Origin of the sequence: Rhizomonospora bruguierae, from assembly GCF_018397995.1 — a bacterium.
GTDB lineage: Bacteria > Actinomycetota > Actinomycetes > Mycobacteriales > Micromonosporaceae > Rhizomonospora > Rhizomonospora bruguierae.
In genome coordinates, this window is sequence record NZ_BBQH01000041.1 from 29,088 (window position 1) to 53,510 (window position 24,423).

Annotated in this window: 21 protein-coding genes; 9 read left to right on the top strand and 12 right to left on the bottom strand. The window is 66.2% G+C overall.

Annotated elements, in window-relative coordinates:
- Positions 1 to 254: 254 nt before the first annotated feature.
- The 4 genes from KJS59_RS21080 to KJS59_RS21095 all read right to left on the bottom strand — a co-directional run bounded on the left by KJS59_RS21080 (position 255) and on the right by KJS59_RS21095 (position 2,637).
- A complete protein-coding gene (locus KJS59_RS21080) occupies positions 255 to 974 on the bottom strand; it encodes a helix-turn-helix domain-containing protein (RefSeq protein ID WP_213454679.1) in 720 nt (239 codons plus the stop codon).
- 5 nt (positions 975 to 979) lie between these two features.
- Positions 980 to 1,399, bottom strand: coding sequence for a helix-turn-helix domain-containing protein (locus KJS59_RS21085; RefSeq protein WP_213454701.1), 420 nt, complete (start codon positions 1,397 to 1,399; stop codon positions 980 to 982).
- Positions 1,399 to 1,896 (bottom strand): hypothetical protein, encoded by a 498-nt coding sequence (locus tag KJS59_RS21090; RefSeq protein WP_213454680.1) that lies wholly within the window; start codon positions 1,894 to 1,896, stop codon positions 1,399 to 1,401. Before KJS59_RS21090 ends, KJS59_RS21085 begins: the two co-directional genes overlap by 1 nt.
- A gap of 522 nt (positions 1,897 to 2,418) precedes the next feature.
- A complete protein-coding gene (locus KJS59_RS21095) occupies positions 2,419 to 2,637 on the bottom strand; it encodes a hypothetical protein (protein ID WP_213454681.1) in 219 nt (72 codons plus the stop codon).
- A gap of 436 nt (positions 2,638 to 3,073) precedes the next feature.
- Here KJS59_RS21095 and KJS59_RS21100 point away from each other — a divergent pair, with 436 nt between their 5' ends.
- Both KJS59_RS21100 and KJS59_RS21105 read left to right on the top strand, forming a co-directional pair.
- Positions 3,074 to 3,934 (top strand): helix-turn-helix domain-containing protein, encoded by an 861-nt coding sequence (locus KJS59_RS21100; protein WP_213454682.1) that lies wholly within the window; start codon positions 3,074 to 3,076, stop codon positions 3,932 to 3,934.
- A complete protein-coding gene (locus tag KJS59_RS21105; RefSeq protein ID WP_213454683.1) occupies positions 3,921 to 4,121 on the top strand; it encodes a DUF397 domain-containing protein in 201 nt (66 codons plus the stop codon). Before KJS59_RS21100 ends, KJS59_RS21105 begins: the two co-directional genes overlap by 14 nt.
- A 173-nt stretch (positions 4,122 to 4,294) precedes the next feature.
- On the opposite strand, the gene KJS59_RS21110 is transcribed toward KJS59_RS21105, so the two are convergent.
- The 6 genes from KJS59_RS21110 to fxlM all read right to left on the bottom strand — a co-directional run bounded on the left by KJS59_RS21110 (position 4,295) and on the right by fxlM (position 12,093).
- Complete coding sequence (locus tag KJS59_RS21110; protein ID WP_213454684.1) at positions 4,295 to 4,996, bottom strand: phosphotransferase; 702 nt, start codon at positions 4,994 to 4,996, stop codon at positions 4,295 to 4,297.
- Between the two features lie 179 nt (positions 4,997 to 5,175).
- The gene (locus KJS59_RS21115) at positions 5,176 to 6,276 is read right to left on the bottom strand and encodes a thiopeptide-type bacteriocin biosynthesis protein (protein ID WP_249714617.1); all 1,101 of its coding nucleotides are present in this window, start codon (positions 6,274 to 6,276) and stop codon (positions 5,176 to 5,178) included.
- Positions 6,258 to 7,499: a lanthionine synthetase C family protein gene (locus KJS59_RS21120; protein WP_213454685.1), complete on the bottom strand. Its 1,242-nt coding sequence runs from the start codon at positions 7,497 to 7,499 to the stop codon at positions 6,258 to 6,260. The genes KJS59_RS21115 and KJS59_RS21120 overlap by 19 nt, the downstream gene beginning before the upstream one ends.
- On the bottom strand, positions 7,496 to 10,576 hold the full coding sequence (locus tag KJS59_RS21125; RefSeq protein WP_213454686.1) for a lantibiotic dehydratase: 3,081 nt from the start codon (positions 10,574 to 10,576) through the stop codon (positions 7,496 to 7,498). Before KJS59_RS21125 ends, KJS59_RS21120 begins: the two co-directional genes overlap by 4 nt.
- Before the next feature lie 61 nt (positions 10,577 to 10,637).
- Positions 10,638 to 10,814, bottom strand: coding sequence for an FxLD family lanthipeptide (locus KJS59_RS21130; RefSeq protein ID WP_213454687.1), 177 nt, complete (start codon positions 10,812 to 10,814; stop codon positions 10,638 to 10,640).
- A 58-nt stretch (positions 10,815 to 10,872) separates the two neighbouring features.
- Entirely contained in the window at positions 10,873 to 12,093 is a 1,221-nt protein-coding gene (fxlM, locus tag KJS59_RS21135) for a methyltransferase, FxLD system (protein WP_213454688.1), read from the bottom strand.
- Between the two features lie 437 nt (positions 12,094 to 12,530).
- Here fxlM and KJS59_RS21140 point away from each other — a divergent pair, with 437 nt between their 5' ends.
- Entirely contained in the window at positions 12,531 to 13,886 is a 1,356-nt protein-coding gene (locus KJS59_RS21140) for a transcriptional regulator (RefSeq protein WP_213454689.1), read from the top strand.
- A 2-nt stretch (positions 13,887 to 13,888) separates the two neighbouring features.
- Positions 13,889 to 14,596 carry an SDR family oxidoreductase gene (locus tag KJS59_RS21145; protein ID WP_213454690.1) on the top strand — a complete coding sequence of 236 codons (708 nt, stop codon included), beginning with the start codon at positions 13,889 to 13,891 and terminating at the stop codon, positions 14,594 to 14,596.
- Between the two features lie 58 nt (positions 14,597 to 14,654).
- Here the strand turns inward: KJS59_RS21145 and KJS59_RS21150 are convergent, their stop codons facing one another.
- Entirely contained in the window at positions 14,655 to 14,831 is a 177-nt protein-coding gene (locus KJS59_RS21150) for a hypothetical protein (protein ID WP_213454691.1), read from the bottom strand.
- 31 nt (positions 14,832 to 14,862) lie between these two features.
- Here KJS59_RS21150 and KJS59_RS21155 point away from each other — a divergent pair, with 31 nt between their 5' ends.
- From KJS59_RS21155 to KJS59_RS21170, 4 genes are all read left to right on the top strand, one after another.
- A complete protein-coding gene (locus tag KJS59_RS21155; RefSeq protein WP_213454692.1) occupies positions 14,863 to 16,608 on the top strand; it encodes a type I restriction-modification system subunit M in 1,746 nt (581 codons plus the stop codon).
- A gap of 5 nt (positions 16,609 to 16,613) precedes the next feature.
- Positions 16,614 to 17,819 carry a restriction endonuclease subunit S gene (locus KJS59_RS21160; RefSeq protein WP_213454693.1) on the top strand — a complete coding sequence of 402 codons (1,206 nt, stop codon included), beginning with the start codon at positions 16,614 to 16,616 and terminating at the stop codon, positions 17,817 to 17,819.
- A complete protein-coding gene (locus KJS59_RS21165; protein ID WP_213454694.1) occupies positions 17,816 to 20,956 on the top strand; it encodes a type I restriction endonuclease subunit R in 3,141 nt (1,046 codons plus the stop codon). Before KJS59_RS21160 ends, KJS59_RS21165 begins: the two co-directional genes overlap by 4 nt.
- 150 nt (positions 20,957 to 21,106) lie before the next feature.
- A complete protein-coding gene (locus KJS59_RS21170; protein ID WP_213454695.1) occupies positions 21,107 to 22,423 on the top strand; it encodes a hypothetical protein in 1,317 nt (438 codons plus the stop codon).
- Between the two features lie 195 nt (positions 22,424 to 22,618).
- Here KJS59_RS21170 and KJS59_RS21175 read toward each other — a convergent pair whose 3' ends face one another.
- Entirely contained in the window at positions 22,619 to 23,638 is a 1,020-nt protein-coding gene (locus tag KJS59_RS21175) for a hypothetical protein (protein ID WP_213454696.1), read from the bottom strand.
- 454 nt (positions 23,639 to 24,092) lie between these two features.
- Here KJS59_RS21175 and KJS59_RS21180 point away from each other — a divergent pair.
- Positions 24,093 to 24,423 (top strand): hypothetical protein (locus KJS59_RS21180; protein WP_213454697.1); only part of this gene is annotated, 331 nt, incomplete at its 3' end.

Genomic DNA, 24,423 nt, shown 5'->3' on the forward strand with positions numbered 1-24,423 from the left:
CGGCCACGCCCGCCGAGCCGGTAGCCAGTGTGTCCCGCAGAAGAACCGTCCTCGAACTGTCGGGGTCAGCCCCCGCAGTCGAGATCACGAGGGTGGCATGGTGTTTTGGCGGACACGGTGCGCCCTGTCCACACGCACCGCACATTCCGGATTCTCCATCGCGGTGCCGCTGGTAGATGGCCACTGCCGTCTCGAACAAGACCGACTGGCGCAGTCCCGGGATCGGTGTCAATGACGTGACCATCGGCATCCTTTCACCACATGGCCTGCGATTCCTCGCCCCGGCGAAGCGGGGTCACCGTCGCATAACGGCCACCGTCGGGCGAACCCGCATGGTCGTTGGACCTCATCGGTGGCATGTGAAGGATCTTCGCGAAGCGAGTGCGAGCGTCTTGGCCGGCGAGTTTGAGCGCGTCGTCCAATGCTGCCTGCATGTCCAGACCCAGCGATGCTGGCTGACCGAGGTTCTCCCACTGCACGACGATCGCGGTGGCGACGCGAAGCCGTTCGGCGAACGCCTGAACGCTGAGCCGCATCGCCTCCCTCAACGCGAGCGCTTCCCGCCCGCTCCACCTGGCGACCGTGATGGCGCATCCGCAGACGGCAGGCTCGATCGTCACGGTCTGCTGCGGATGCGACGGCACGGCCGACTGATGGCGTCGCATCCGATTCTGCTCGACTGTCCACGTCTGGTGCGCCCGGCGGGCGGTGACCAGTTCCTGAAACGCGTCGAACGCCTCGACCAGCGTCCCTCCCGCGCCGAGTTCACGGTCTGCGCGCTCCCAGAAGCCGCGGGGAATGCTCTGCCGGCCGACCTCCACACTGGCGACCGCGCTACGTGAGTACGCCGTACGCTCGGCCAGGGCGACCTGCGTCATGCCAGCAGCCTTGCGCCAGTCGGCCAACCGTCGTCCCAACTCCCGTTGCGCCTCGTAAATCTGTCCAGGAGTGACCAAAGCCGGAACGGCGTCCATCGTGTTCACCTGTCCTGTTCGCCGGGCAGCAGGTACAAGCGGGCTCCGTCGTCGCTTGTCATCGGGGGTGCGGTTTCGAGTCCGACTGATCCAACCGCCACGATCTCCGTGACCACCCTGATCCGTATCGGCTCTGTTGCCGACGCATCCGCTCTCGACGGCCTGGCCGTTTGGCGGTCCACGAATCGCCGCAATCGGGCCAGCGCCCCGCCCGTCTCCAACACCTGGTCACAGCGAGTCATCACATCCAGGCTCGCCACACGCTCAGCCTTTTCGATTTTGCCGAGCAGGTCTGGGCTCACGTACACCAGTGCCGCGAGCCGTGCCAGCGACAACCCGCGCTGCTGCCGCCAACATCGCAGCTCCGCGCCGAGGAAGTGTCGCGCGGAAGCGTGGGGCCGCAACTCGGCTGGCTGCTGCCCCATCACGCTCGCCTGCGCCGGTCTGCGAGTGAGTACACCCGTGCCCCGCTGCCGACGGTCAGCGGTAGCGGCGAAAGTTCGGGATGATCGTCGGGCATCGTTGTTAGTACGACGCGGATCGGTTCGGTAGGCCCGCTGTCGAGCGTGACCACGACCGCCGTGCCCGCCGCGACGCCGAGATGAACAGTGGGTGTCACGTCCGCCCCGTCGTTCGGCGACGTGATCGGCGTGGATGCCGGTCCTGGCTCCGATGCCGGAGATGTCACCGTCTCGACGGCCTCGGGGGTCGTTCGTCCCGAGCCGTAGATGACGTACAGCCCGATCGCGGCGTCGTCGTCCACGCCGAAGACACCGCGCAGCCCCGCCCGGACGTACGACGCCGGCCAGCGGGACTCACCGCGCTCCAGCTTGCCGATGTACCTGCTGTCCAGGTACGCGCGTTGTCTCTGGTGCTCCCAGATCCACGTATTGACCGCCTCGGCAACCTCCTGCCGTGACATCACTCGCCCCGACCCTGTTGGTGATTGCTTGGCTAGCCGTGCGCGCCGCAGCAGGTCGTTCGGACTGCGTGGAGCCCTCGTCTGAGTGCCCGGTACGCCGTTCACTATCAATACCCTTTCGGAATCAGACAGTCTCAAAGGGATTAAGGTCTGCTGGCCTGACGTCAGCTCCTTGGTCGTAGGGTTCGACCCACCTCACCGACGGCGCCTGCGGGTGCTAGGGCTCGGATCCAGTCCCGGTCGTCTCGTCGCGGACACTGTCTGCGGCCGACGTGAACCACGAGGCCGGCACGGCACCGCCCAGAGTTGGAGCGGCGCGGCGTACCCCCGAAGCGCCTGGCCGACGGCGCGGCAGAAGACCGAACTTCATGAACGTGAAGGCAGCCGTTTGACGGCCGGAGCAGGGCTCGACCTCACCGCACGTCACGCACTCTCCGGTCGGCCGGACCGTCAGGTGGCGTTCAAGTTCCGCCTGGGCTCGTTCGACTTCTTCCAGCGCCGAGCTGGCTAGGTAGATCGTGCTCACGACGACCCTGCCGGCGGCGCGATGCGTAGCGCACGCATCCGGACGAGTGCCGGGCGGGGGCTCGGGTCGAGCTGTGTGCCGTCTGCCCGCAGGGCCAGACCTTCTAGTTTCAGCCACTCGTCGTCATGGACCTGAACCTGTTCACCGATACGGGTGACTCGTAGGGTCAGATGACCGGTTCCGTGCATGTAGTCCTGCTCGCCGACCTCGATCACGTCGCCTAGCTGGGGAACCGTTATCGTGCTCGCCTGACCTGTTCATGAGCAACGGCTGTGGACCCGCACTGCGGGCACCATCGGTCCTTGATCTTGAAGGACACCAATCCGGCGATGTAGCCGACCACCAACGCCGCGAGTACCCCAAACAACAGCACCGTCATCACCTCAATCGGGTTGTCCTGACGCGTAGGGGCGGATCCCCTTTACCTGGCTCGTCCGTCGTGCATCGAGGTCGCCTTGGCGGACGTAGCTCCGTCGCTCCGCGCACGTTGATCGTGATCACCGCCGGTGCACTGACGTTCGCTACTAGGGCGGACCTCGCGTCACGGCCACTTACTATGCTGGCCAGTGTTGCAGCATCGTACGATGCTGGCAAGCGTCAGGACCCAGTGCCCCGTGGGCTCGCTGGTTGTGTATGAGAGAGGATCAGAGCATGGCCGGATTCACTCCACCGACGCCTCGGTCTCGCCGTCTCGGCAGGGAACTGCGACGGCTACGCGAGGAACGCAGTCTCACGCAGGGTGACGCGGCCAAGCTGCTCAAGTGCTCGCAGCAGCGGATCGCCCGCATCGAGTCCGGCGACATCAAGCCGCGCCCACGGGATGTGCTGGAGATCCTCGTCGCCTACGACGTTCCGCACGACGAAGGGCACGGGCTGGCGCTTCGCAGCATGGCCGAACAACTGCGCGAGCCGGGCTGGTGGCAACGGCTCAACACGCTGCCGGCCCGGTACGCCACGTTCATTGCCTACGAAGCCGAGGCGGTCGAACTCCGTGAATTCCAGCCGACCCTCATCCCCGGGCTCATCCAGACCCGCGCGTACGCCGAATCGGTGATCCGCATCGGTCGAGAGACCGACCAGGAGGAAATCACTCAACGTGTCGAGGCACGTCTCAAACGCCAGGAGGTGCTGACGGCAGCACGTCAGCCTCCGCTCCGACTGCACGCGATCATCACGGAACAGTCGTTGATGCTGGAGGTTGGTGACGCCGATGTGCGGCGCGAGCAACTGGATCACATCATCGAGGTCTCCGCGTTGCCCAACGTCACCGTGCAGGTTCTGACGCTCGCTGCCGGAGCCCATCTTGCCGTACACGGCGGCTTCGATGTCCTGACGCTCGCGGATGGTGACCCACCCCTTGGCTACATCGAGACCCTGGCGGGAGAATTGTTCCTGGAGTCACCAGGGGAGATCCGGCGGCTCACCGGCGTGTTCGATCACCTGCTCTCCCTGACGCTGTCGCCCAGGGAGTCCACCCGATTGATTCAGGAGAAGAAGGATGGACTCGGTTAAGTGGTTCAAGTCCAGCCGATCCGGCAACAACGGCGCGTGCGTGGAGGTCGCCCACCTGGGCAAGGATGCTGTCGGGGTCAGGGACACCAAGGCGCGAGGCCAGGGACCAAACCTGACGTTCACCCGGGCTGAGTGGGACGCGTTCATCGACGGCGCGAAGCTGGGGAAGTTCGACCTGACCGACTGACGTTGTTGGGCGCCCCGCCGAGCTGGGCGCCCACTGCCGCCACAAGCCGTCGGCGGCACATGCACGCATGACGTATCGGGGCGCGGCACGGGGCATCGGTTACTCGCACTGATCGTCGGGCACGCCCATCGAGCGGGCGTCAGGGTGGAAGGGAGGCGGCGGTAGGTTACGCACTACCCGGACTTCCGCGCAGTCACCGTTGGCGTTGGCCGTCCCAAGATTGAGGCGGCCCGGCGACGAAGTGGCTCGGCGAGCTGGCGGTTTATCCCCTGATCAGCAGCGTCCAGGAGTTCTGCGATCACGGCCAGTTCGGCGTATCGGCCTGCGGGGGTGGCGAGTAGGTGGGCCAATTCACGCTGGACACGGTCAGCCGTAACCGGTGTGAGCAGGCTGTAGCTGTGCAGCATCGCGGCGTCGTACCCGGCTGGCGCGAGTCCCCAGCCCTCCCAATCGAGGATTCGAAGGTCGGGGGCGCAGAGGTTCGCGAAGTGGAAATCGCCGTGAGCAGGAGTCCACGGAAGCGCGGCGTACTCACTCCCTGGGATGCCGAGGTAGCGCGGCATCGCCCACGCGAGGAATCCCGGTTGTATGGTCACGCGGGTCGTATCGATCGTGGCTATGGCCTCCAGCGCCGTGCGAACTGCCGTCCACCACTCGGCCGGCACGCTCGGCGGAGCGGTGATGACGGCGTGGACGGCGACGGTGTCGGCGTTGACGTACTCGTGCAGTTCGCTCCGGTACGCCCACGTTAGATCGGACCAGTCGTGCCAGCGCCAGAGCTGCGGCCGTGGGATCGTCGGCGGAAGAGACTCCTGGGCTTCGATAGCGCCGTTCCAGTACGTGTCAATGATCTGGTCCGCCGGAGCGGTTGCCACCCGCAACCATGCCGGGCCGTCGGGTGTGGTGACGGGCCTTCCCAGGGTGCGACCGTTCCAGCCCCACGCCTCCGTGCCTCCGGTCGCTCGGTCAAGGTGAAGGGCCGCGCAAGCGCGGGCGTGCGCTGCCCGCATACGCAGGACGACGGCGGGATCGGAGGGCTCCGGCCACATCGAGATCAACCCCTGCTCACGGCATTGCCGTCCACGGAAGAATCCAGCATGGTGGCGGTTGCCGCGTGAGCGAGAACGGCTTGCACCATGGCGGTAAGGCCGACCCGGTTCCAGTGAAAGATCACGTGGTGGGCCAGTACGTCACGAAGCCCTCGGCGTAGAACGCCGGTGCGCGCGAGGCCGCGGAGCGCCACCCCGGTCTCGCTCATCGCGGCGAACCAGGGCCGCACGGGGGCGAGCGGGTCCTGACCGTCGCTCGACACAGCGATTCGCTCGATGTCGAGCGTGAGGAGACGATGTACCTGACCAGCCATGCTGAGCAGCCGGCTGCCGGGAGCCTTCGTCATCAGGGGGCGCATTCGAGTCACCCGATGCCAGACGTCCGCTTGCTCGTGCCAGTCCTGGCCTGCGGCGCGGAGCAGCGTGGTGCAGAGCAGCACGGACAGCTCTCGGCGGCCGAGCTGCGGGGATTGCGGATCTCGCGGGGAGCCGACGTGCCTGAGGTACGCCAGGGCGTTGGCGCTGTCGGCGTGGAAGAGGCGGTGAGCCACCTCCATGCCCTCGGGGCCGCCGAACACGCAGCTCTCGGGCTCGTATATGCCGGATGACCAGGCGACAACAAGCCGCTTCGACGCCAGCTCATCGAGCATTCTCGTGACGAACGCTCGCAACTGCCGCTGGGACTCGTCGGGGCGGAGCCGCAGTCGCCAGTGCGGACTCTTGCGGATGTACCACCACGACGTGACGACTCCCAAGTCTTCGGCCTGGCGCAGCCTCGGCGCGATCCGCGTCGCAACGGTTCGCTCGGCGGTATACCGATCGGGGAACTCGATCTCGACCTGGTACCAGTTGACGGCGGCCCTATCCGACGTGAGGGCAGCCCGCCCTGCGGCCTGATAGCGCTCGGCCACCTCGACCAGTTCGGCAACCGGAACCGAGGCACGGGCGGCGGCACGCTGTGCTGGCGTCCCGGCCAGGAACGCCAGCACCGCTGGCTCCAGCGCCGGAGGGATTGCCAGCGCTCCGCTCGACGGTTGAGCTGCCGGTGGCCGGCCGTCCTGGGCTGATTCGATGCCCGACATGAGGTTCAGACGATCAGCAGACATGCGTCCCATCCGGAAGTCGGTGGAGCGCCACGTGCGATGGCGCACATCGCAAGAGCGACGCCGGCCCGGCCTTCGAGCAACCCATCGCCGGAATCCGCCGTCGCTTCGGCGTGATGGAGCAGTTGATCGATGACGCCCGGCAGGAAATTGGAGATCGTCGAATCTGCGGCGTCCGTGGCCGTTCGCCACGCGGTCAGCGCGAGGCCGGCCCAGCCGTGGCAGAGACTGGCGTCGCTGATGCGTCGAAGCTGGCCCGGCTGAGTCAGGCAGGAAACCAGCGCGTTCTCCGCGAGCCGCCGACGGTCACGGTCGTTCAGGGCCAGTCCGGCTAGCTGCTGTGCGCGGGCCAGCCCCGGGGTGCCGTAGCACCAGGATGGCCGCAGCGGGCCGGGCTGCGCGGGGCGGCCGGTACGACGTTCGTGGTGGGTGATCCATTGGGGCCACCAGGTTCCGTTGTCGTCGTGCTGCCGCCACCTGTCCAACCAGGCGTTGATGCGCTCGATGGCGTCGAGGTGCCCTTCGACGACGACGCCGCGCCGCTTGGCGAGAGCGAGTAAGGCCAGCGGCCCCGTGATGCCGTGGGCAAGGCCGAAGTTGGCGTGGCCTCCCGGGAAGGCGGTGGAGATCCTCGCGTGCGGATCCTGTTCGGTCCACCAGCCAGGAACGACCTCGCCGCCGTGGTGCAGCGGTTCGGTGAGCCGTACGAGATAGGCCAGGATGCGCCCGAGGGCTTCATCGTCCGGGGCGTGCCGGAGAAGGTGGGCGCCGATGCCGGTCAGCCCGGAGATGATGTCGTACTCCGCCATCCGCGGCAGCTCGGCGCGGGCGATGCGGTCGAGCGCCTGGTCGATCCGGCGGTGCGCCAGCGCGGTGACTGCCCGATGCAGGGCGTGCTGCGCGTTGTCATAGCGGCCGGGATGGTCGGCGGTGGCGGCGTGGAGCGCGAACGCCACGGCAGGCGCGCCACGGAACAGGCTGCTCTCGATAGTGGCGAGCACGCCGCCGTGTGCGATGGCGCGTAGCCAGCGGTGCGCGGTGGTCCACGCACCGGTCCCGGTGAGGGCCCGCTCGATGTGTAGTAGCGCGATCCCGGCTGCCCCGTCGGCCAGCGACTGTGCCTGTTCCGGCTGGTCTGGTGGCGCGGGTGGCACCGCGAGACGGTCGGCGACGGCCGCCATGACGTTGTCGATCCGAGTGGCTGAGGTGGGCGCGGCAGGGTTCATCGGGCCTCCGCGAGGTGAAGCGCGGACCAGCGCAGGGCTGCGGCGCGGGTCAGCTTGCGGATCAGACGTTCGCGGTCGGGGTCGACGCCGTGCAGGCGGATGCAGTGCAGGTGCAGCAGGGACGGCACGACGGACCAGGGGTCGCGTTGCGCGGCGATATGATCGCGGTACGCCTGCACCGCGACTCGGCGATGTTGCCACGCGTCAAGGACCGAGCCCGCGTTGACGCTGGAGCGCAGCGCCGACCATTCCTCTGCTGGGTCGGCCAGGCGTACGGCCTGGTTGTGCGTTGCTCGTGCGGACGGGGCGGTTTCCTTGGGCAGGTGGGTCGTGAGCCACGTCATCGCGGTGGCGGTCTCGCCGGCGAAGGCCATGACGATGTCGACGAGGCTCGCCGCCGCGAGCGCGTCCAGCGGTACCGAGTTCACGGCGGCAGCGTTCAGCTCGGCAACCGCCGCGCTGGAGTCGGCGGCGAAGACCCGTTCGGCGGCAGTCATCGCGGTGCCGTGACCGTACCTGCCGGTCTCCGGGTGGTAGGTGTCCAGTTGAAGCCGGCCGAGACGCCGTCCCCGTTGGAGCCGAGTGGCCCAGGCGCCGACTTGCGCGGCGGCGGGGCCGTAGGCGTCGGCATCGGGGAGTCGGATCCGTAGCCGCAGGTGTGGGTCTGGGTCGCGGTACGGCAGGTACCACCATTCGGCGGAGCCGTTCCAGGTCGCGAGCAGATCAGGTACGTCGTGCACGAGGCCGACGGTCAGATCGGCGGACGTGTACAGCTTCGCGTACAGCCAGTGGGAGGTACCCGGCAGGTGCCCGTCGTCGTGCTGCACGGTCCGGACACGGGCCAGAGATGGAGCCGCTGTCGCCTGTGCCGTGCGGGTCAACGGGATGACGATCTCGTGTGCGTGACCGTTGAGCCATCCGTACGCGTCGTCGGACGGGGCTTCATCGAGCCGCGCGTGGCCCTGGCGGTCGAGGTGTGCGCGCAGCAGCTCCTGGTGCAGGTCCTCGGTCAGGTCCAACGGTAGGAGGTTGTCCGCCTCCACCAGATACACCCGGTCGGGCAGGCGGAGCCGTTGGCGCCATTCAACCAGCGCCTCCCGCCACTGCTGCCGAGGCGCGTCCGCTGGTGGGAGGTCACCGGCGGTGAGGTTCCACCGAGCCGGGGCGAGCACCGTGCGCCGATAACGGAGGCGGGGTAGGAACGGCAGCGCCGCCGCCGCGCCCCAGGAGAACGGCATGTAGATCGCCGTGCAGGCTCGGGGCAGTTCGCACAGAAAGCGCGCCAGGGGATGGCTGAAGAAGCGGAACTCCACGGCGTTGAGCACGGTGGGCTCGATCAGCAGCCGGTGACGCCGAGACACCAGGAACAGCCCTTCGGCGTCACCGCCGACGGCCACGTCCTCGACCCGGATAACCTGATCGCCGTCCGAGCACTCGCCGGCTGAGAGCGCCATCGGCAGCATCGACGGGGCGCAGGCGAGATGATCAGACGCTGCCTGTAGCGGCGGGAACGACAATTGAGCCGGTACCGCGCCCGCGCGGATGGTCGCGACGGCCGAGTAGGCGTCCCGGAAGCGGCCCCGGTCGGCGGCGTCGAGCAGATGCAGGAAGCGACCGGTTGTCGCCCCGGCGGCGCGAGCCGCGCCGCTGACGACCAGCGCGTACCGGTCTTCACGCAGTGCTGTTGTGTCGGTGGCGTGGATCTGCAGGAACAGCTCGACGTGTGGCGGCGCCTGCACTGGCGGTTGGTTGGGGCCGGCGAGGTCGGTGAGGGTGCGCTCATCGAGCGACAACTCGTCACCGCCGCCCATCGTGGCCTGCTGGGCCAGTCGTAACAGGTGGCGGTCCCGCTCGCTCAGCGGCATAGCTGAAACGGTCCGGTCCGATCCTCGGTAGGTGGCGGGAAAGCCCAGCCCGATCTCCGGGTTGACCACGTCCAGCAACGGCACCACGGCACCCGGACCGTAGCGTTCGAGGAAGGCGGCGTGGTACTCCTGCCAGGCGGGGAGTCCGCGCGGATACGGCGTCAGCCGGGTCAGCGCCGCCGCAGCCTCGCGGGCGTGTTTGACGAGTGTGTCCGGCAGCGTAATGGTGGCGTCGAGCCTCAAATCCACGGCGGCCGGCTGGCTTACGCCGACACGCACCGCGTTCATCTGCTCCACGAGTGTGCGGTGGAGCCCATCGCTCGGGGCAGTCGAGCGATGGCGGCTGCTTCGGATCTGATCTCCGATGGTCATCAATCCCTGGGCGGTGTCAGTCAGCTCCGGAATCGCTTCCGCCTCGACGGCTGTGAGCTGCGCCAGGACATGCGCGAGGCCGTCGGTGGCCGTCATCGGTGGCCGCAACGCCGTCAGCAGCAATCCGGTCCGCACCAGCCGCGCGATGGCCGCCTCTGCGACCGATGCCGAACAGCTCGGAAAGTCGGTGCACAGCTTCGTGATGAGGTCAGCGACGACGATGGGCCTACGCGCGTAGGTCGTGACGGCTGCGACAGCGGCGGTGAGACGGACCGACACATCAACGGGAGCCGGCGCGTCACCAGTTCGGCCCTGGGTGGCGGGAGGCCGCGCAAACGGCACGATTACGCGGTCCTCGTGTACCTCGGCCAGGTCGTTGAGCATGACTGGCAGCCGGCGCAGCAGCGCCGGGCATTCCTCAAGCAGCGCGATCACGCCAGCGAGCCACGCACCGTCGGCTCGTAGTACGGGCTGGTGTAGCTGGCCCCACCGCACAGCCGGCTTCCCGCCCAGCGGGGCAGGAGCAACCCCGGCGAAGAGCGCGAACGGGGTGCTTCGACCGGTCAGCCGCAGCAGGTACCGAGCCATCGATGCCACGGTCCGTCGGAGCTGACGTACGTCGTGGCACTGCCCCGCGCGGATCCGCTCGACCTGATCGGTCAGCGTCGGGCTCGCGGCGGTGATGGCGGCGGCGAGTTCTTGACGGCTCCACACCGCAGTAAGCCAGTCACTGACCTGGTCGGGGTGGATATCGCCGGTCAGGTCCGGCCAAGGAGGAAGGTCGAAGGTGACGGGATGGGTCGACGCGCGGATCAGCAGTGCGTCGAGTACCTGGAACACCAGTGCCTCCGCATGGGGTGGTGGGTCCGGCGCCAACGGCGCCGGACCCACGAGAAGGGGGTTACGACTTGCAGCTCGTGCAGGCCGACGCGCAGGTTCCGCCGCAGTTGTCGCTGGTGCTGCGCAGCAGCTCGGGAATGACCGGGCCGGACTCGATGACGCTGATGTCAAGGTCGAACAGGTCGTCGGTGCCGGTCTCGGGCGCGGTGGCCAGCGCGGTCACGATCGTGGTGGACATGACGTGGGTTCCTCCCTGTGTTCGGTGACGGTGGGACGCCTGGCACTGCTGTCGCGGGTCAGGGCCAGGAGATTGTGACGGTGGTGTGCCGCTTGGGGATGAGCCGTGCTGCTGGCTGTTCAGCGGCGCGCACCGACGCGGGGTAGATGCTGATGCGTGCGGCCGGTCCGTGGCGGTGCTCGCGATCCCACACCCGAATCTGCTCGACCAGCGCGTCGGCGAGGCTGACCGCATCCGGACCGTGGCCGTAGACGCCGAACTCGTAGGTCTGCCCCTGAGGGTCGACTTCACGGAAAGCGACGTACGCGAACCCGCTGTCGCTCAGCAGCGTGGGAGTGGCGATCGGTGAGGCCGGATCGACCAGTTCACGGGCCGCATCGGTACGTGCCCGGCTGAGAAGGCAGAACCGGTCCAGGCTGGTCGCGAGCCACAGGAACAGCCCGTCGAACGGCTCCATACCGCCGAACCTCACTCCTGACCACTTCTCCACCCGGGGCTGGCGCAGTGCCGTGCGCAACGCCTCGACGTCAACCCGCTGGTCATCGTCGAACCGGAGGCCGACGTCCTCGCCGTGCAACGTCACCAGTCGCTCGGCGTGCGCCCCGGCGCCCTGCACCGCGACGAAGCCGGCCATCTCGTGCCCGACACTGACGAGGTGGTCGCCATCGCGGACCAGCGCCAGCGAGCGGCTCAACCCCCGCATCCGCAACGGCACGACGATCCGGCCGTCGTCCGAGAGTTGGTCGAACCAGGCTGGCGGTACGTCCCAGACGCCAACCGTGACGATGATCCGGTCGTACGGTGCGTGCTGCGGTACGCCGCCCTCGGCGTCGGCGAGAACCACGTTGACCCGTCCGTAGCCGGCGGTGTCCAGGAACCGGCGGGCCCGATCGGTCACGTCGGCGTCGATGTCCACCGTGGTGACCTCGCCGTCCGGCCCGACCAGCTCCGCCATCAGAGCGGCGTTGTAGCCGCCGGAACCGATCTCCAGGCATCGCATTCCCGGCCTGATCTGCGCCTGTTCCAGCATGACCGCCTGCAACCACGGCGCGGAGACCGAACTGATCGTGACTCCGTGCTCGTCGCGCTTCGTCCGGACGATGTCATTCGCGTACGCCTGCTCCAGCGACGCCTCGGGGGCGAACAGATGCCGGGGCACAGCGCGGAAGGCAGCCGCCACCTCCGGTGATGTGATCGACCCTGCAGTCAGGAGTTCCTCGACCAGCGCCTGACGTAGGGCGTCGGCCCGTGCCGAATCAGCGGCAGTGGCAGTTACCACGATGATCCTTTCGTATCCGGAATGCTGTGTTCACAGAAAGTTACGACCCTAGTCCGAACTCACGTACGACTGGAGCGGTGCCATGCGCCCGCTCGACCGCCATCGTCGGCGGCCCGGAGGCACACTCGTCCGTCCGGTTTTCAGCAGTCGCCTCCCTGGTGCACTCGGCCGAAACGGCTTGTCGGCGCCGCGCGTACGACGTTCGAGCCACCGATCGAGGTGGGAAGGCTGACCCTGCCCGTGGAGCGCCGCAGCCTCCCACACTTTCGGTGATTTTTCCGTCACCCGATCCGGCAACCACAGCCAACCGCGCCGTCACGCGGTTGAACAGGTCCGGGGCGTAGTCTCGCTGTTGTCCTCTCGCCGGACCTCCGTCCTTGATCTTCAGCGGACACGCAGGCGCGCACTACAGTGCTTACGCATCGAGGAGGTCAGCGATGGCGTCGCAGCTACCGGCATCCGACCGGGACCGGCTCATCCACCCGCTCAGCGTCGTGCGCGCTGCGAGAGGCTGGACGTACCAGGACGTGGTCGACGCCATCGCGAAGCGCAGCCGAAACATGGCCGCCCGGCGGGAAAAGGCGTGGCGGTGGGAGCACTGGAGTGTGGTCCCCGACATGGAAAGCCAGCTCGCTCTCGCCGCAGAACTCGGAGTTCCGCACGATCGCGTACGGCAGGCGCCATGGCCCCAGTGGCTCCCCGACGGTGACCCGATTCCGGCCTCGTTCGGATGGACTCAGCCGGGCGGACTACAGGCACTCGTCAACGCATTGGAGTACGCGCACGTGGACCGACGTGCCTTCATGAAGATCACAGGCGTGCCGCTGGCCGGCATCGCCGAAGCGTGGCTGACCATCGAACCCCGAGAGCTAGTCGCCGTCCTGCGCGGTGGCCAGGTCACCACCGACCTGGTCGAACGGATGGAGGAGGGCCTTCCGCGGCTGCGGTACCTGGAAGCAACCCGAGGCGGTGACCGAGCCCGGACCCTCATCCACGCCGAACTCGGCATGGTGGTGGACGTCCTTGACCGATCCGCCTACACGACCGCGGTGGGTCGACGACTGTACGCCCTGGCGGCCGAACTCGGCCGGATGGCCGGCTGGGCGTCGTTCGACGCTGGCCTGCACGCGGCGGCGCAGCGCTACTGGCTCGCCGCGCTACACGCCGCACACGCCGCCGACGACCGCCTGCTGGGAGCCAACATCCTCAAATCGATGAGCCTGCAGTGCTACGACTTCGACCGGCCCCGAGAGGCGTTGGAGCTGGCCCGCAGTGCCCACGAAGGCGCGAAAGGGGTCACCCCACGCGCCGCTGCGATGCTGGCGCTAAGGGAGGCAAGGGCTCACGCAGCGATCGGCGATGCCGCGGCCTGCGAACGCCTACTCAAACAGGCTGACACCGAATTTGATCGCGTCGCGTCGACCGACGCGGAACCCGCCTTCCTCGGGTACTTCGACGAATCCGAGTTCAACGCCCAGGTCGGGACCTGCTACCTGGATCTCGGACGGCCGCGAGAAGCCGACGCGTACCTCAGTCGTACGCTGCGGCTGGTACCAGCTACCAAGGTGAGGGATCGGGCCACGTACGTGATTCGCCGCGCGTCGGCGCAGGCGCAGCTCGGGGACGCCGACCACGCCGCGTCCCTTGTTGCGGAGGCGATACCGCTGATCCGTGAGGCGCCTTCGGAACGGAACATGCGCCGCGTCGTTCGAGCACGCCAACGGCTCCCGTTCGCCAAGACCGACCCGCGCGCTCGCGCGCTCGACGACCAACTCGCCACCCTGGGGGCCTGATCATGGCTAATGACACCAAGGTAGCCGTGGTGACCGGCGCCAACCGTGGGCTTGGCGCCGCCATCGCTCGCGGCCTGGCCGAACACGGCTTGCACGTGGTGCTGGCCGGCCGTAACGAGTATTCCGTCGACCGTGTGGTGTCCGAACTGACGAAGGACGGGTTGGCCGCGAGCGGCCACCAGCTCGACGTCAACGACCCGGCCAGCGTGGCCCGTGCCTTCGCCGACACCGCGAAGCGACACGGCCGGCTGGACGTGCTGGTGAACAACGCCGGTATCGCGATCGACCGGGGCCAGGTGGCGGCGAGCCCTGACTTCGAGCGGGTCCGCAGCGCCCTGGACACCAACCTGCTGGGCGCGTGGCGCTGCTGCGCCGCCGCCGTGCCGGAGATGAAGAAGAACGGCTACGGTCGCATCGTCAACATCAGCAGCCACCTCGGGTCGCTGGCCACCATGGGCGACACGAACGTCTCCTACCGCGTGTCCAAGGCGGCCCTCAACGCGCTGACCCGGGTTCTTGCGGCAGAGCTGGCCGGCACCGGCATCCTGGTCAATGCATGCTCACCGGGACGCATGAACACCCGCATGGCGTACGGCGAGACCGACCGATCGCCGGAGGAAGGCGCCGACACGCCCGTGTGGCTGGCGACCCTGCCAGCGGACGGGCCGACCGGCGGTCTGTTCGCCGATCGCATGTCGATTGACTGGTAGAAGACAGCTCAAGCTTCCGCCCGGTGGATGTCGAGTCGGCCGCTCGCGACCGGCGCAGTCAGAGACTAGCCAAAGGGACGATCACGGCGAGGGCGCCGACCGCGACGGTGCTGCTGCCGGCCTCGTGGCACACGGGTGTCGCGATGCGCGATGATGTGTTTTGACGCATCGGCCGCTGCAGACTGTGCGCCGCCTGCTCGACGGCACGGACGGGCTTGCGCTGGGCGTCCAGCACCTGTCGTAGAGTGATCCTCGTAAGGAGCCTTGTGAGCGCCCTCGGTAGTTTCATCTGGTCGATCGCCGACCAGCTTCGGGGCCCCTACCGCCCCAACCAGTACGGCAACGTGATCCTCCCGCTCACAATCCTGCGACGCCTCGACTGCATCCTTGAGCCCGACCGAGAAACGGTGCGCGGGCTGGCAGCGAAGTACGACAACCCCAACCGACTCAAGATCGAGGTCAAGAAGGCGACCGGCAGGCCGTTCTACAACACCTCGAACTACTCCTTTGCCAACCTGCTGGCTGACGCCGACGGGCTGGCGGACAACCTGGCCGACTACATCGACCGGTTCTCGCCCGATGTCGATGTGTTCCAGTACTTCGACTTCAAAAAGGAGATCCTCGCCCTGGAGAAGGCGGGGCTGCTGCGCGAGGTCATCACGTCCTTCAAAGCCGTCGACCTGCATCCAGACGTCGTCTCCAACGCCGACATGGGCGATGCGTTCGAGTACATCATCCGCAAGTTCAACGAGGCCGCGAACGAAACCTCCGGTGACCACTACACCCCACGGGACGCGATCCGGCTGCTGGTCGACCTTCTCTTCGCCGACAAGGACGCCGACCTGACCGAGGCCGACATCGTCCGCACGCTGTACGACCCCACCGCGGGCACCGGTGGCATGCTTGCCCTGGCCGAGGAGCACCTGCTCGCGCAGAATCCCGACGCGAAGCTGAGCCTGTACGGCCAGGAGTACAACCCGCAGTCGTACGCGATCTGCAAGTCCGACCTGCTGGCCAAGGGCCACGACGCGACCAACATCGCCTTCGGCAACACGCTGACCGATGATGCGTTTAAGGGCCGCCAGTTCGACTTCTGCATGTCCAACCCGCCCTACGGCGTCGACTGGAAGCAGTACGCCAAAGCGGTCACGAAAGAGCGCGACGGAGCTGGCCCATACGGCCGGTTCGCCCCCGGCCTCCCGTCGACCTCAGACGGGCAGATGCTCTTCCTGCTCCATCTGGCCCACAAGATGCGGGCGCCGGAGGACGGCGGCGGCCGGGCCGGGATCGTGATGAACGGCTCGCCGCTCTTCAACGGTGGTGCCGAGTCCGGCCCCTCCAACATCCGGAAGTGGCTGTTGGAGAAGGACCTGGTCGATGCGATCGTCGCGCTGCCGACCAACATGTTCTTTAACACCGGCATCGCCACCTACATCTGGATTCTCGACAACACCAAGCACTCCGACCGCAAGGGCCTGGTCCAGCTCATCGACGGCACGTCGTTCTGGACCAAGATGCGCAAGAACCTCGGCTCCAAGGGCCGCGAGATCAGCGACGCCGATCGCGCCAGGGTGGTGCAGTTGTACGCTGACTTCGCCGACGCCAATTCGGACTACTCCAAGGTGCTGCGTACCGACGAGTTCGGCTACTGGACCATCACTGTCGAGCGTCCCCTACTCGACGAGTCCGGAAACCCCGTCGTCGACCGCAAGGGCAAGCCCAAGCCGGACACCAAGAAGCGCGACACCGAGAATGTCCCATTCACCTACGGCGGCTCGACCGCCGGTTCGGCCGGCAAGGCCGAGGTCATCCAGGCGTACTTCAACGCCGAGGTGAAGCCGCATGTGCCGGAATCGTGGATCGACTGGGCGAAAACCAGGACCGGCTACGAGATCCCCTTCACCCGCCACTTCTACAAGTACATCCCGCCCCGGCCCCTCGCCGAGATCGACGCAGACTTGAAGAAACAGGTCGCCAAGATCCTCGACCTTCTGCGAGAGGTGGAGGGGTGACGGCTATGCGTTCGACGATCCCAGCAAAGATCGATTGGTTGCAGGGACTTTCGCTTCCCTCCAACTGGAGTGAGTCGAAGGTTAAATACCTTGCACCTGGCATGCAAGCTGGTGAGGCGATCACTGCTGAATCAATCGAGCCATTCGGTACCTATCCCGTGTACGGCGGTAACGGGCTGCGTGGCTACACCGAGGCTAAGACTCACCACGGCACTCGAATTCTCATCGGGCGCCAAGGTGCCTTGTGCGGCAACGTGCACCTCGTCTCCGGCGAGTTCTGGGCCTCTGAACATGCGATCGTTGCGTGTGCTGCGAACGCGGTCGATTCTCGCTGGCTCGCCTACCTGCTGCACGTGATGAACCTTGGCCAGTACTCACAGACGGCCGCGCAGCCAGGTATCGGAACTGCACAGATCAATGCCCTTCCGGTGCCGGTGCCGTCCCCCTCGGAGCAGCGTGCTATCGCCGACTATCTCGACCGCGAGACCGCCCGAGTCGACACCCTCATCGAGGAGCAGCAGCGCCTGATTGAGATGCTCCGCGATCGACGCACAGCCGTCATCGCGTATGCGACGTCGCAGGGGGCGGACGTAGAGCTGCGGCGCGTTATCGCGGTGCTTCGTCAGGGGTGGAGCCCTAACTGCGAGAGCTGGCCCGCTGATGGGGTGGAGGAGTGGGGAGTCCTGAAGGTCGGGTGCGCGAACACTGGACGATTCGAACCGACTGAGAACAAACGACTTCCAGACAACGTGACTCCGCGGCCGGAGCTCGCCGTTCGTCACGGCGAAATTGTCATGTCACGCTCGAACACGAAAGATCTAGTGGGTGCTGCTGCGGTGGTCAATGGGATCTACCCGCGATTGCTTCTCTCCGATCTCACGTACGGCCTCTCGCTTACGGACGAGGCGGATCCCGCGTTCGTAGCGTATGCACTCGGTTCACCCGGCTTGCGTGTGCAGATCAGGGCTGCGTCCAAGGGCATGAGCCACTCGATGCAGAAGATTTCTCAACGGGACATTCGAGAGCTTCGCGTGCGATTGCCGGCCTTGGATGAGCAGCGCCACGTTGCCGCCTATCTGGACGGGCAGACGGCGAAGATCGACGCATTGATTGCGGAGACCGAACGGTTTATAGAACTCGCTCGTGAACGCCGGGCTGCACTCATCACCGCAGCCGTAACTGGTCAGATCGACGTACGGGAGATGGTGTGACGGCCGATCACAACGAGGTCGTCTTCGAGTCCGAAATCTGCGCGTACCTGGAGTCCCACGGGTGGCTGTACTCGGCGAACGACCTCGGCTACGACCGGGAGCGGGCGCTCTTCCCCGAGGACCTGTTCGCCTGGCTGGAGGAGACCCAGAAGCCGGCGTACGCGAAGGCGTTGAAGGCCGCAGGGTCGCAGGCGAAGTTTCTCGACGTGCTGACCACGGTGCTCGACAAACCTCTCGAACATGGTGGCGGGACGCTGAACATCCTGCGCAACGGGGTGCAGTACATCGGCGGTGGCCGGTTGAAGATGGCGCAGTTCCGCCCCGAGACCAGTCTGAACGCGACCACTAACGAGCAGTACGCGGCGATGCGGGTGCGGGTGATGCGGCAGGTGCACTTTTCCACCGCTGACCAGCGCAGCATCGACCTGGTGTTCTTCGTCAACGGGCTCCCGGTGGCCACCGTCGAGCTGAAGACCGACTTCACCCAGTCTCTCGATGAGGCGATCAACCAATACCGCAAGAACCGGCACCCGCTGACCAACGGGCGGCCGGAGCCGCTGCTGTCGTTCGGGCATCGGGCGCTGGTCCATTTCGCGGTCTCCAACGACCTGGCCGCGATGACAACCAAGTTGGAGGGCGAGAAGACGCAGTTCTTGCCGTTCAACATGGGTCACGAGAGTGGCGCGGGGAATCCGCCGGGTGAGCGCGGGCGGTCGGCGACGGCGTACCTGTGGGAGCGGGTCTGGGAGAAGGACGCCTGGCTCACCATCATCGGCCGGCTGATGATCGTGGAGACCAAGGAGGAGTGGGATGTCGCGACCGGCACCTCGGTGCGGCGTACGAGCATGCTTTTTCCGCGGTTCCACCAGTGGGAGGCCGTGACGAACCTTGTGGCAGCGGTGCGCGAGGAGGGGGTGGGGCATCGCTACCTGATCGAGCACTCCGCAGGGTCGGGGAAGACGAACACCATCGCGTGGACCGCGCACCGGCTGGCACGGGTGCACGTGAACGACGAGAAGGTCTTCGACTCGGTGATCGTGGTCGTGGACCGCACCGTGCTCGACGGGCAGCTCCAGGAGGCGATCCGGCAGATCGACGGGTCAGGGAAAATCGTGGCCACGATCAGCCCGGAGGACGTCCGCAAGGCGGGGGAGAAGTCGAAATCCGGGCTGCTGGCGACCGCGCTGAAGAACGGGGAGCTGATCATCGCGGTGACGGTGCAGACCTTCCAGTTCGCCCTCGACGAAATCCGGGCCGACTCGTCGTTGAAAGGACGGCGGTTCGCGGTGATCGCCGACGAGGCGCACTCGTCGCAGTCCGGGAAGATCTCCTCCAAGCTGCGAGCTGTGTTGACCGCTGAGGAGGTCAAGGAGATCGAAGAGGGCGGTGCGGTCGACGTTGAGGCGATCCTGGCCTCGGAAATGACCGAGCGGGCCGAGTCGGAGAACATCTCCTACTTCGCGTTCACTGCGACCCCGAAGAACAAGACCCTGGAGCTGTTCGGCCGCAAGGGTCCTGACGGGCGGCCGGTCGAGTTCCACCTCTACTCGATGCGGCAGGCGGTCGAGGAGGGCTACATCCTCGACGTGCTCAGGGGCTACCAGTCCTACGACACGGCGATGAAAATCGCCGGTCGGACCGATAGCGGCGACAGCGGCGAGATGGTGGAGGAGGCCGCAGCGCGTAAGGGGCTGATGCGGTGGGTGAAGCTGCACCCGACCAACATCAGCCAGAAGGTAGAAATCATCGTCGAGCACTTCCATATCAACGTCGCCCACCTGCTAGAGGGCAGGGCAAAGGCGATGGTCGTGACCGACTCGCGCAAGGCCGCGGTGAAGTACAAGAAGGCGATCGACGCCTACATCGCCAAGCGGGCCGCCAAGGACGCTTCGTACAACTACCGCACCCTGGTCGCCTTCTCCAACTCGGTGACCATGGCCGAGAACGAGGAGTGGGCCTCCGACTGGGGGCCGCAGCCGAGCAAAGACGACGAGTTCACCGAGGCCAAGCTGAACCCCGGCGCCGGCGGGGACCTGGCCGCCGCCTTCAAGGGCGCGACGTACAAGATCATGCTGGTCGCCAACAAGTACCAGACAGGCTTCGATCAGCCGTTGCTCTCGGCCATGTACGTCGACAAGAAGCTCTCCGGGGTCACCGCCGTGCAGACGCTGTCCCGGCTCAACCGTACCCACCGCACTGCCGGTGGGGAGCAGAAACGCAAGACGTTCGTCATCGACTTCGTGAACAAGCCCGAGGACATCCGGACTGCGTTCGAGCCGTACTTCACCAACGCCACACTGGAGACCGAAACCGACCCCTACATCGTCGTCCACCTCTCCAACAAGCTCGCCCAAGCCGGAATCTACACGCCAGAGCAGGTACGCGAGGTCGCCGAACTGTGGGTCACCCGCAAAGGCAACAACGCCCTCTCGGCCGCGATCAGCCCGGCCAAGAACGACTTCGCCCGCCGCTACACGGCGGCGATCGAGGCCGACGACAAGGTCACCCTTAACACCCTCGACCTGTTCCGCAAGGACGTCTCCACCTATGTCCGGCTCTACGACTTCATGAGCCAAATCGTCGACTACGGCGACCCGTACCTGGAGATGCTGTCGATCTTCCTACGGCTCCTGGAGAAGGTCATCACAGACTCCTCCTGGGCCGCGGAGATCGACCTCTCCGACGTGGTCCTGGTCGGCGTCAAGCACACCAAGGCGACCGCGGTCGACATCTCGCTGACCGGTGACGGCAAGCTCAAGGGCATCGGCGCCGCGGGCACCGGCACCCGTAAGGAGCCGAAGTACGTCGCCCTACAGGTCGTCATCGACAAGATGAACGACCTCTTCGGGGCCGAGTCGTTCTCCGCGTCCCAGGTCCGTGAGTTCGTGCAGGGACTCGTAGAACGGCTGCTCACCTACCCGGGCCTGGTTAACCAGGCCAAGGTCAACTCGAAGAGGCAGTTCATGGAGTCGCAGGACTTCCAAGCGGCAGTCACTGAGGCAGTCGTCGACAACCAGGAAGCCCACAACACCATGGCCGACTACTTCTTCAGCGACGGCCCCAGCATCAACGCCGTCATCATGGCGCTCGCGGACGCCTTCTATGAGGCAGCGATCGATCAGCGGACAGACGCGTGAGTCGGGCCAGCCTGGGAGAGCCCGCGCGGTAAGGGCTGGCAGGTACAACGACCGAAACACCGGCACCATCGGCGGACGAGGTTCGATCGCTCTCCGCCCACAGAGAAGCGTCGATCTGTGCAGCACAAGCGGTGATGCGAAAGGAGCCACATGGCGGCGATCTTCATCGATCATCAGCCGAGAGACCACATCGCCTTCAACAACAAGCTTGTACGCGACAGCTACACCGACAGCGCTCCAATCGGCATTGACCTGCCGAAGTACGCCGTGGCGGTCATCTGCGTGCGGTCCTCATCGGAGCCCATGTCCGTTGAAGCGATCGCGATCGGATCGTTTCGCCGTAGCGTACGGGTTACCAGCTTCGCCCGACGGTACGAGGTCTCTGGCATCTCGTTGCTCAGGCGTCCCGTTCTGCTCGAAGCTGTGCTGGAGCGGGTGTCGCCACAGATCAAACCGCACGTCGCCCCGGCGCGCACCGCGAAAAGCGCTCTGCCCGAGGGAAGCTCCACCGCCGTCGTTCGGGCATTGAGCGAGCTGACGAGCGACGCAGCCGACCTGATCGAGAAAGCGAGCGGCTACCCCACCGGGACCAGGCAGATCACCGAAGCGCGGCGAACCTTGCTCGCCGAGGAGAAAGACACCCTCGGGCTTATCGCCGAAATATCCGGTCTCGGTCGCCGCATTGGTCAGCCAGGCCGCGCGCTGATGACTCCGCCGGACGAGCTGGACACGCGACGCACCCTGCTGGAGACGGTGCGGCTCAGCTACAACGATGAGGACGCGCTCATTGAGCGCGACATGGAACGTTTCGATGGCATTCTGGGGCAGCGCGCACGCAGGAACGCCCGGGGCATGTTGATCCCCCTTCGCGGCGGCGGCCGGCTCACCGTCCTTAACACGAACAAGCGCGACTTGGAAACCACCAGAGGCAGCGACCTGATCTACTACCACGCCGACCGGCAGTGCGGGATCCTTGTGCAGTACAAGCGCATGAAGCAGAACGCTAACGGCGGATGGACCTACCGTGGCGATCCCCAACTGGCGGCGCAACTTCGCCGCATGGGGGCGCTCGAAGTAGGGGAAAAACCCGGCACTGTCGGGCAGTACCGGCTCAGCAACCAGCCGCACTACCTCAAGATCGTTCGGCCCAGTGACTACGATGGCCAGTCAGCGGAACTGATGAAGGGTCTCTATCTTCCGCTGGACCTCGTAAGCCTCATGCACCAATCCGCAGCCGATACGACCATGGGAGGAGACAACCTGCGCATCACGTGGGACGACGAGCGTTGGCCAACTCAACGGCATTTGAACAACACTGACTTCACACAGCTCTTCCGGGACGGCTGGATCGGCTCGTGCGGCACCACAAGTGATGAGATCCGAAGCTGGCTGGAGCCACTGTTCGACGCAGACGAACTGATCACGGTCGCAATCGCTGAAGGGACCTCGGTAAGGGCCAAAACGTAACGGGTACGCTGCGCCGATGGCGCAGCGGCCCACCCTGGACTGGTGACCTGCGCAAGTCGGTCCGGGTGGCGCGCTCGCTGGTGCTGCCGATCGAGACCGCGGTCGACGCCCTGCGGCCTGAGTACCGGCCACAGCCGAGACGAAGAGCAGGGGCGACAAGACTCGAACCCGCAACCCTCGGGTGAATTACGTCGGCTATAGCGTGATACTTTTGGCAGACAGCCGCTTGAGCATCCCGGCGGCTGCGACGATCAGCATCTCGCCGTCCTCCCTGGTGTACTCGAAGTCCTTCGTCACCTCGTCCTTGTGGCCGGCGCCGCTCATGGTCGAGAACAGGTCTTCGACCATGAACGCCCACCGCTCATCTAGCGTCCGCTGCCGCGGGGTCTTCTTCACCGCTGCGGCAAACAGCTTCTGCGTGCCGTACGCGACCCGGACCTGTTCCACGGCCTTGCGCGCCTCAACGATCGCCGGCTCAATGCGCCCTTGCCGCAGCAATTCACGTGCCTCGCGCAGCGCCGTCACGGCGTCGGTGTAGTCGGTGCCTCTGGCCAGCGGAACGAGCAGCTCGACAAACGCCCCCGCCTGGACGTGCATGAGCTGCGCCGCCCACTCGCCAGCGTTGATGTCGAACCTCAGGTCCCCGGTTCGCTGCTTCGTCAGCGGACGCTCGAACGTCACCTTGGCCGAAGATGGCAGCGGGCCGAACTTCTCCGTCAGGAACTTCGTCGTCGCCCGAAGCACGTCGTCCCTGCTGAGGGCGTCCTGGCGCAACCCCTCCAGCTCCTCATCTGAGATCATCGGCGACTGGTACTGGTCCACAGGGATGGAGTCGGCTTGCCACTCCACCGATGAAGTGGTCAGCCGCAGGTTCAGCCAGAGGTCGCCGCCGCCGCGCAGCTGTTCGACCACGCGGATCTGTTCGTCGGTGATGAAGCCGGAGAGCTGCACAGGGCTCGCCCGCACGACCGGCGTGACCAGGCTTGTGGCATGCAGGTCGCAGAGCATTCGCTGCTGTCGGCGGTGGGTGTTGTCCTCCACGTACACCTGGGCCTTTACCTGGTAGGCGATGCCGGGGGCCAAGTCGTGGACCTTGCTGATGCTCAGCGTCAGCTCGACCTGGGCACCGGCGGCGCCGGGATAGAGGCGGAGAGCGCGGCGGGCCGGCTCCAAATGGAGTGAGTCTCCGTTGCCCAGCTCGATGACTGCGTTCATTGCTTACCCTTACCTCAGTTGCCGACCATGGCACTTCGACACTGAACCCTAGGCGACGTGGTGGCTGGAGGCGAAGTCGTTAGCCGTCGTTGACCGGCCTGGCGATAGACGGCTGGTCAGGACCCGGCCGGGCGTTGACGCAGCGGGTCACCGAGACCCAAGGCTCGGAAGAACCGCCCGCACAGCCGGTCCATGACGGGCGTCAGGTCGGCCCGGAGTTCGACAGTGTGGCGCTCGTGACGTGCTGGTAGTGCTCGTCGAGATACGGGATCGACGGGTCCGAGCGCCGGAGCCGCCTCCTCGCAGCGGCGTGACGCCCAGTGTGCCTTAAACGCTGGGTGGCGGCATTGACGGGACCGAGGTTGGGCGCTGGTCGGTCGGCAGGTTGGGATGGTGTCGGTGGTGTGCGGGAGACTGGAGGGTGATTACGGCCCCTGCTAGCGAAAGTTGAATCTTGGACGAGGTAGAGTTCGCCAAGTACTTCGAGTTGGGTCGCGAGAATGTCCGCGTTATGGAGCTGGCGACTAACCATTGCCGGCACATACGGTTCGTACAGTCGGGCGGCCGCGGGATGCTCGAGGAAATAACCGGGCTGCCGGTGAACTCGCGTCGGGTCGAGTGCCCGGTCGCCATTGGCAACATGTCCGGCATGCGGTTGGACCATGTCACGTTCAGCTTCTACGCCGAGCACTGCGGTGGCTGTGAGATGCGGAGCCCGACTGGTCGGCTTCCGAACCTGGAGACCGAGGTCCGTTCTCGCCAGGAACGCGCAGCGGTCGCGGAGG

Coding starts and splice junctions, on each gene's coding strand:
- KJS59_RS21080 (WP_213454679.1), bottom strand. CDS start 974: ATGGACGCCGTTCCGGCTTTGGTCACTCCTGGACAGATTTACGAGGCG.
- KJS59_RS21085 (WP_213454701.1), bottom strand. CDS start 1,399: ATGGGGCAGCAGCCAGCCGAGTTGCGGCCCCACGCTTCCGCGCGACAC.
- KJS59_RS21090 (WP_213454680.1), bottom strand. CDS start 1,896: ATGTCACGGCAGGAGGTTGCCGAGGCGGTCAATACGTGGATCTGGGAG.
- KJS59_RS21100 (WP_213454682.1), top strand. CDS start 3,074: ATGGCCGGATTCACTCCACCGACGCCTCGGTCTCGCCGTCTCGGCAGG.
- KJS59_RS21105 (WP_213454683.1), top strand. CDS start 3,921: ATGGACTCGGTTAAGTGGTTCAAGTCCAGCCGATCCGGCAACAACGGC.
- KJS59_RS21115 (WP_249714617.1), bottom strand. CDS start 6,276: ATGTCTGCTGATCGTCTGAACCTCATGTCGGGCATCGAATCAGCCCAG.
- KJS59_RS21120 (WP_213454685.1), bottom strand. CDS start 7,499: ATGAACCCTGCCGCGCCCACCTCAGCCACTCGGATCGACAACGTCATG.
- KJS59_RS21130 (WP_213454687.1), bottom strand. CDS start 10,814: ATGTCCACCACGATCGTGACCGCGCTGGCCACCGCGCCCGAGACCGGC.
- KJS59_RS21140 (WP_213454689.1), top strand. CDS start 12,531: ATGGCGTCGCAGCTACCGGCATCCGACCGGGACCGGCTCATCCACCCG.
- KJS59_RS21145 (WP_213454690.1), top strand. CDS start 13,889: ATGGCTAATGACACCAAGGTAGCCGTGGTGACCGGCGCCAACCGTGGG.
- KJS59_RS21160 (WP_213454693.1), top strand. CDS start 16,614: ATGCGTTCGACGATCCCAGCAAAGATCGATTGGTTGCAGGGACTTTCG.
- KJS59_RS21170 (WP_213454695.1), top strand. CDS start 21,107: ATGGCGGCGATCTTCATCGATCATCAGCCGAGAGACCACATCGCCTTC.
- KJS59_RS21175 (WP_213454696.1), bottom strand. CDS start 23,638: ATGAACGCAGTCATCGAGCTGGGCAACGGAGACTCACTCCATTTGGAG.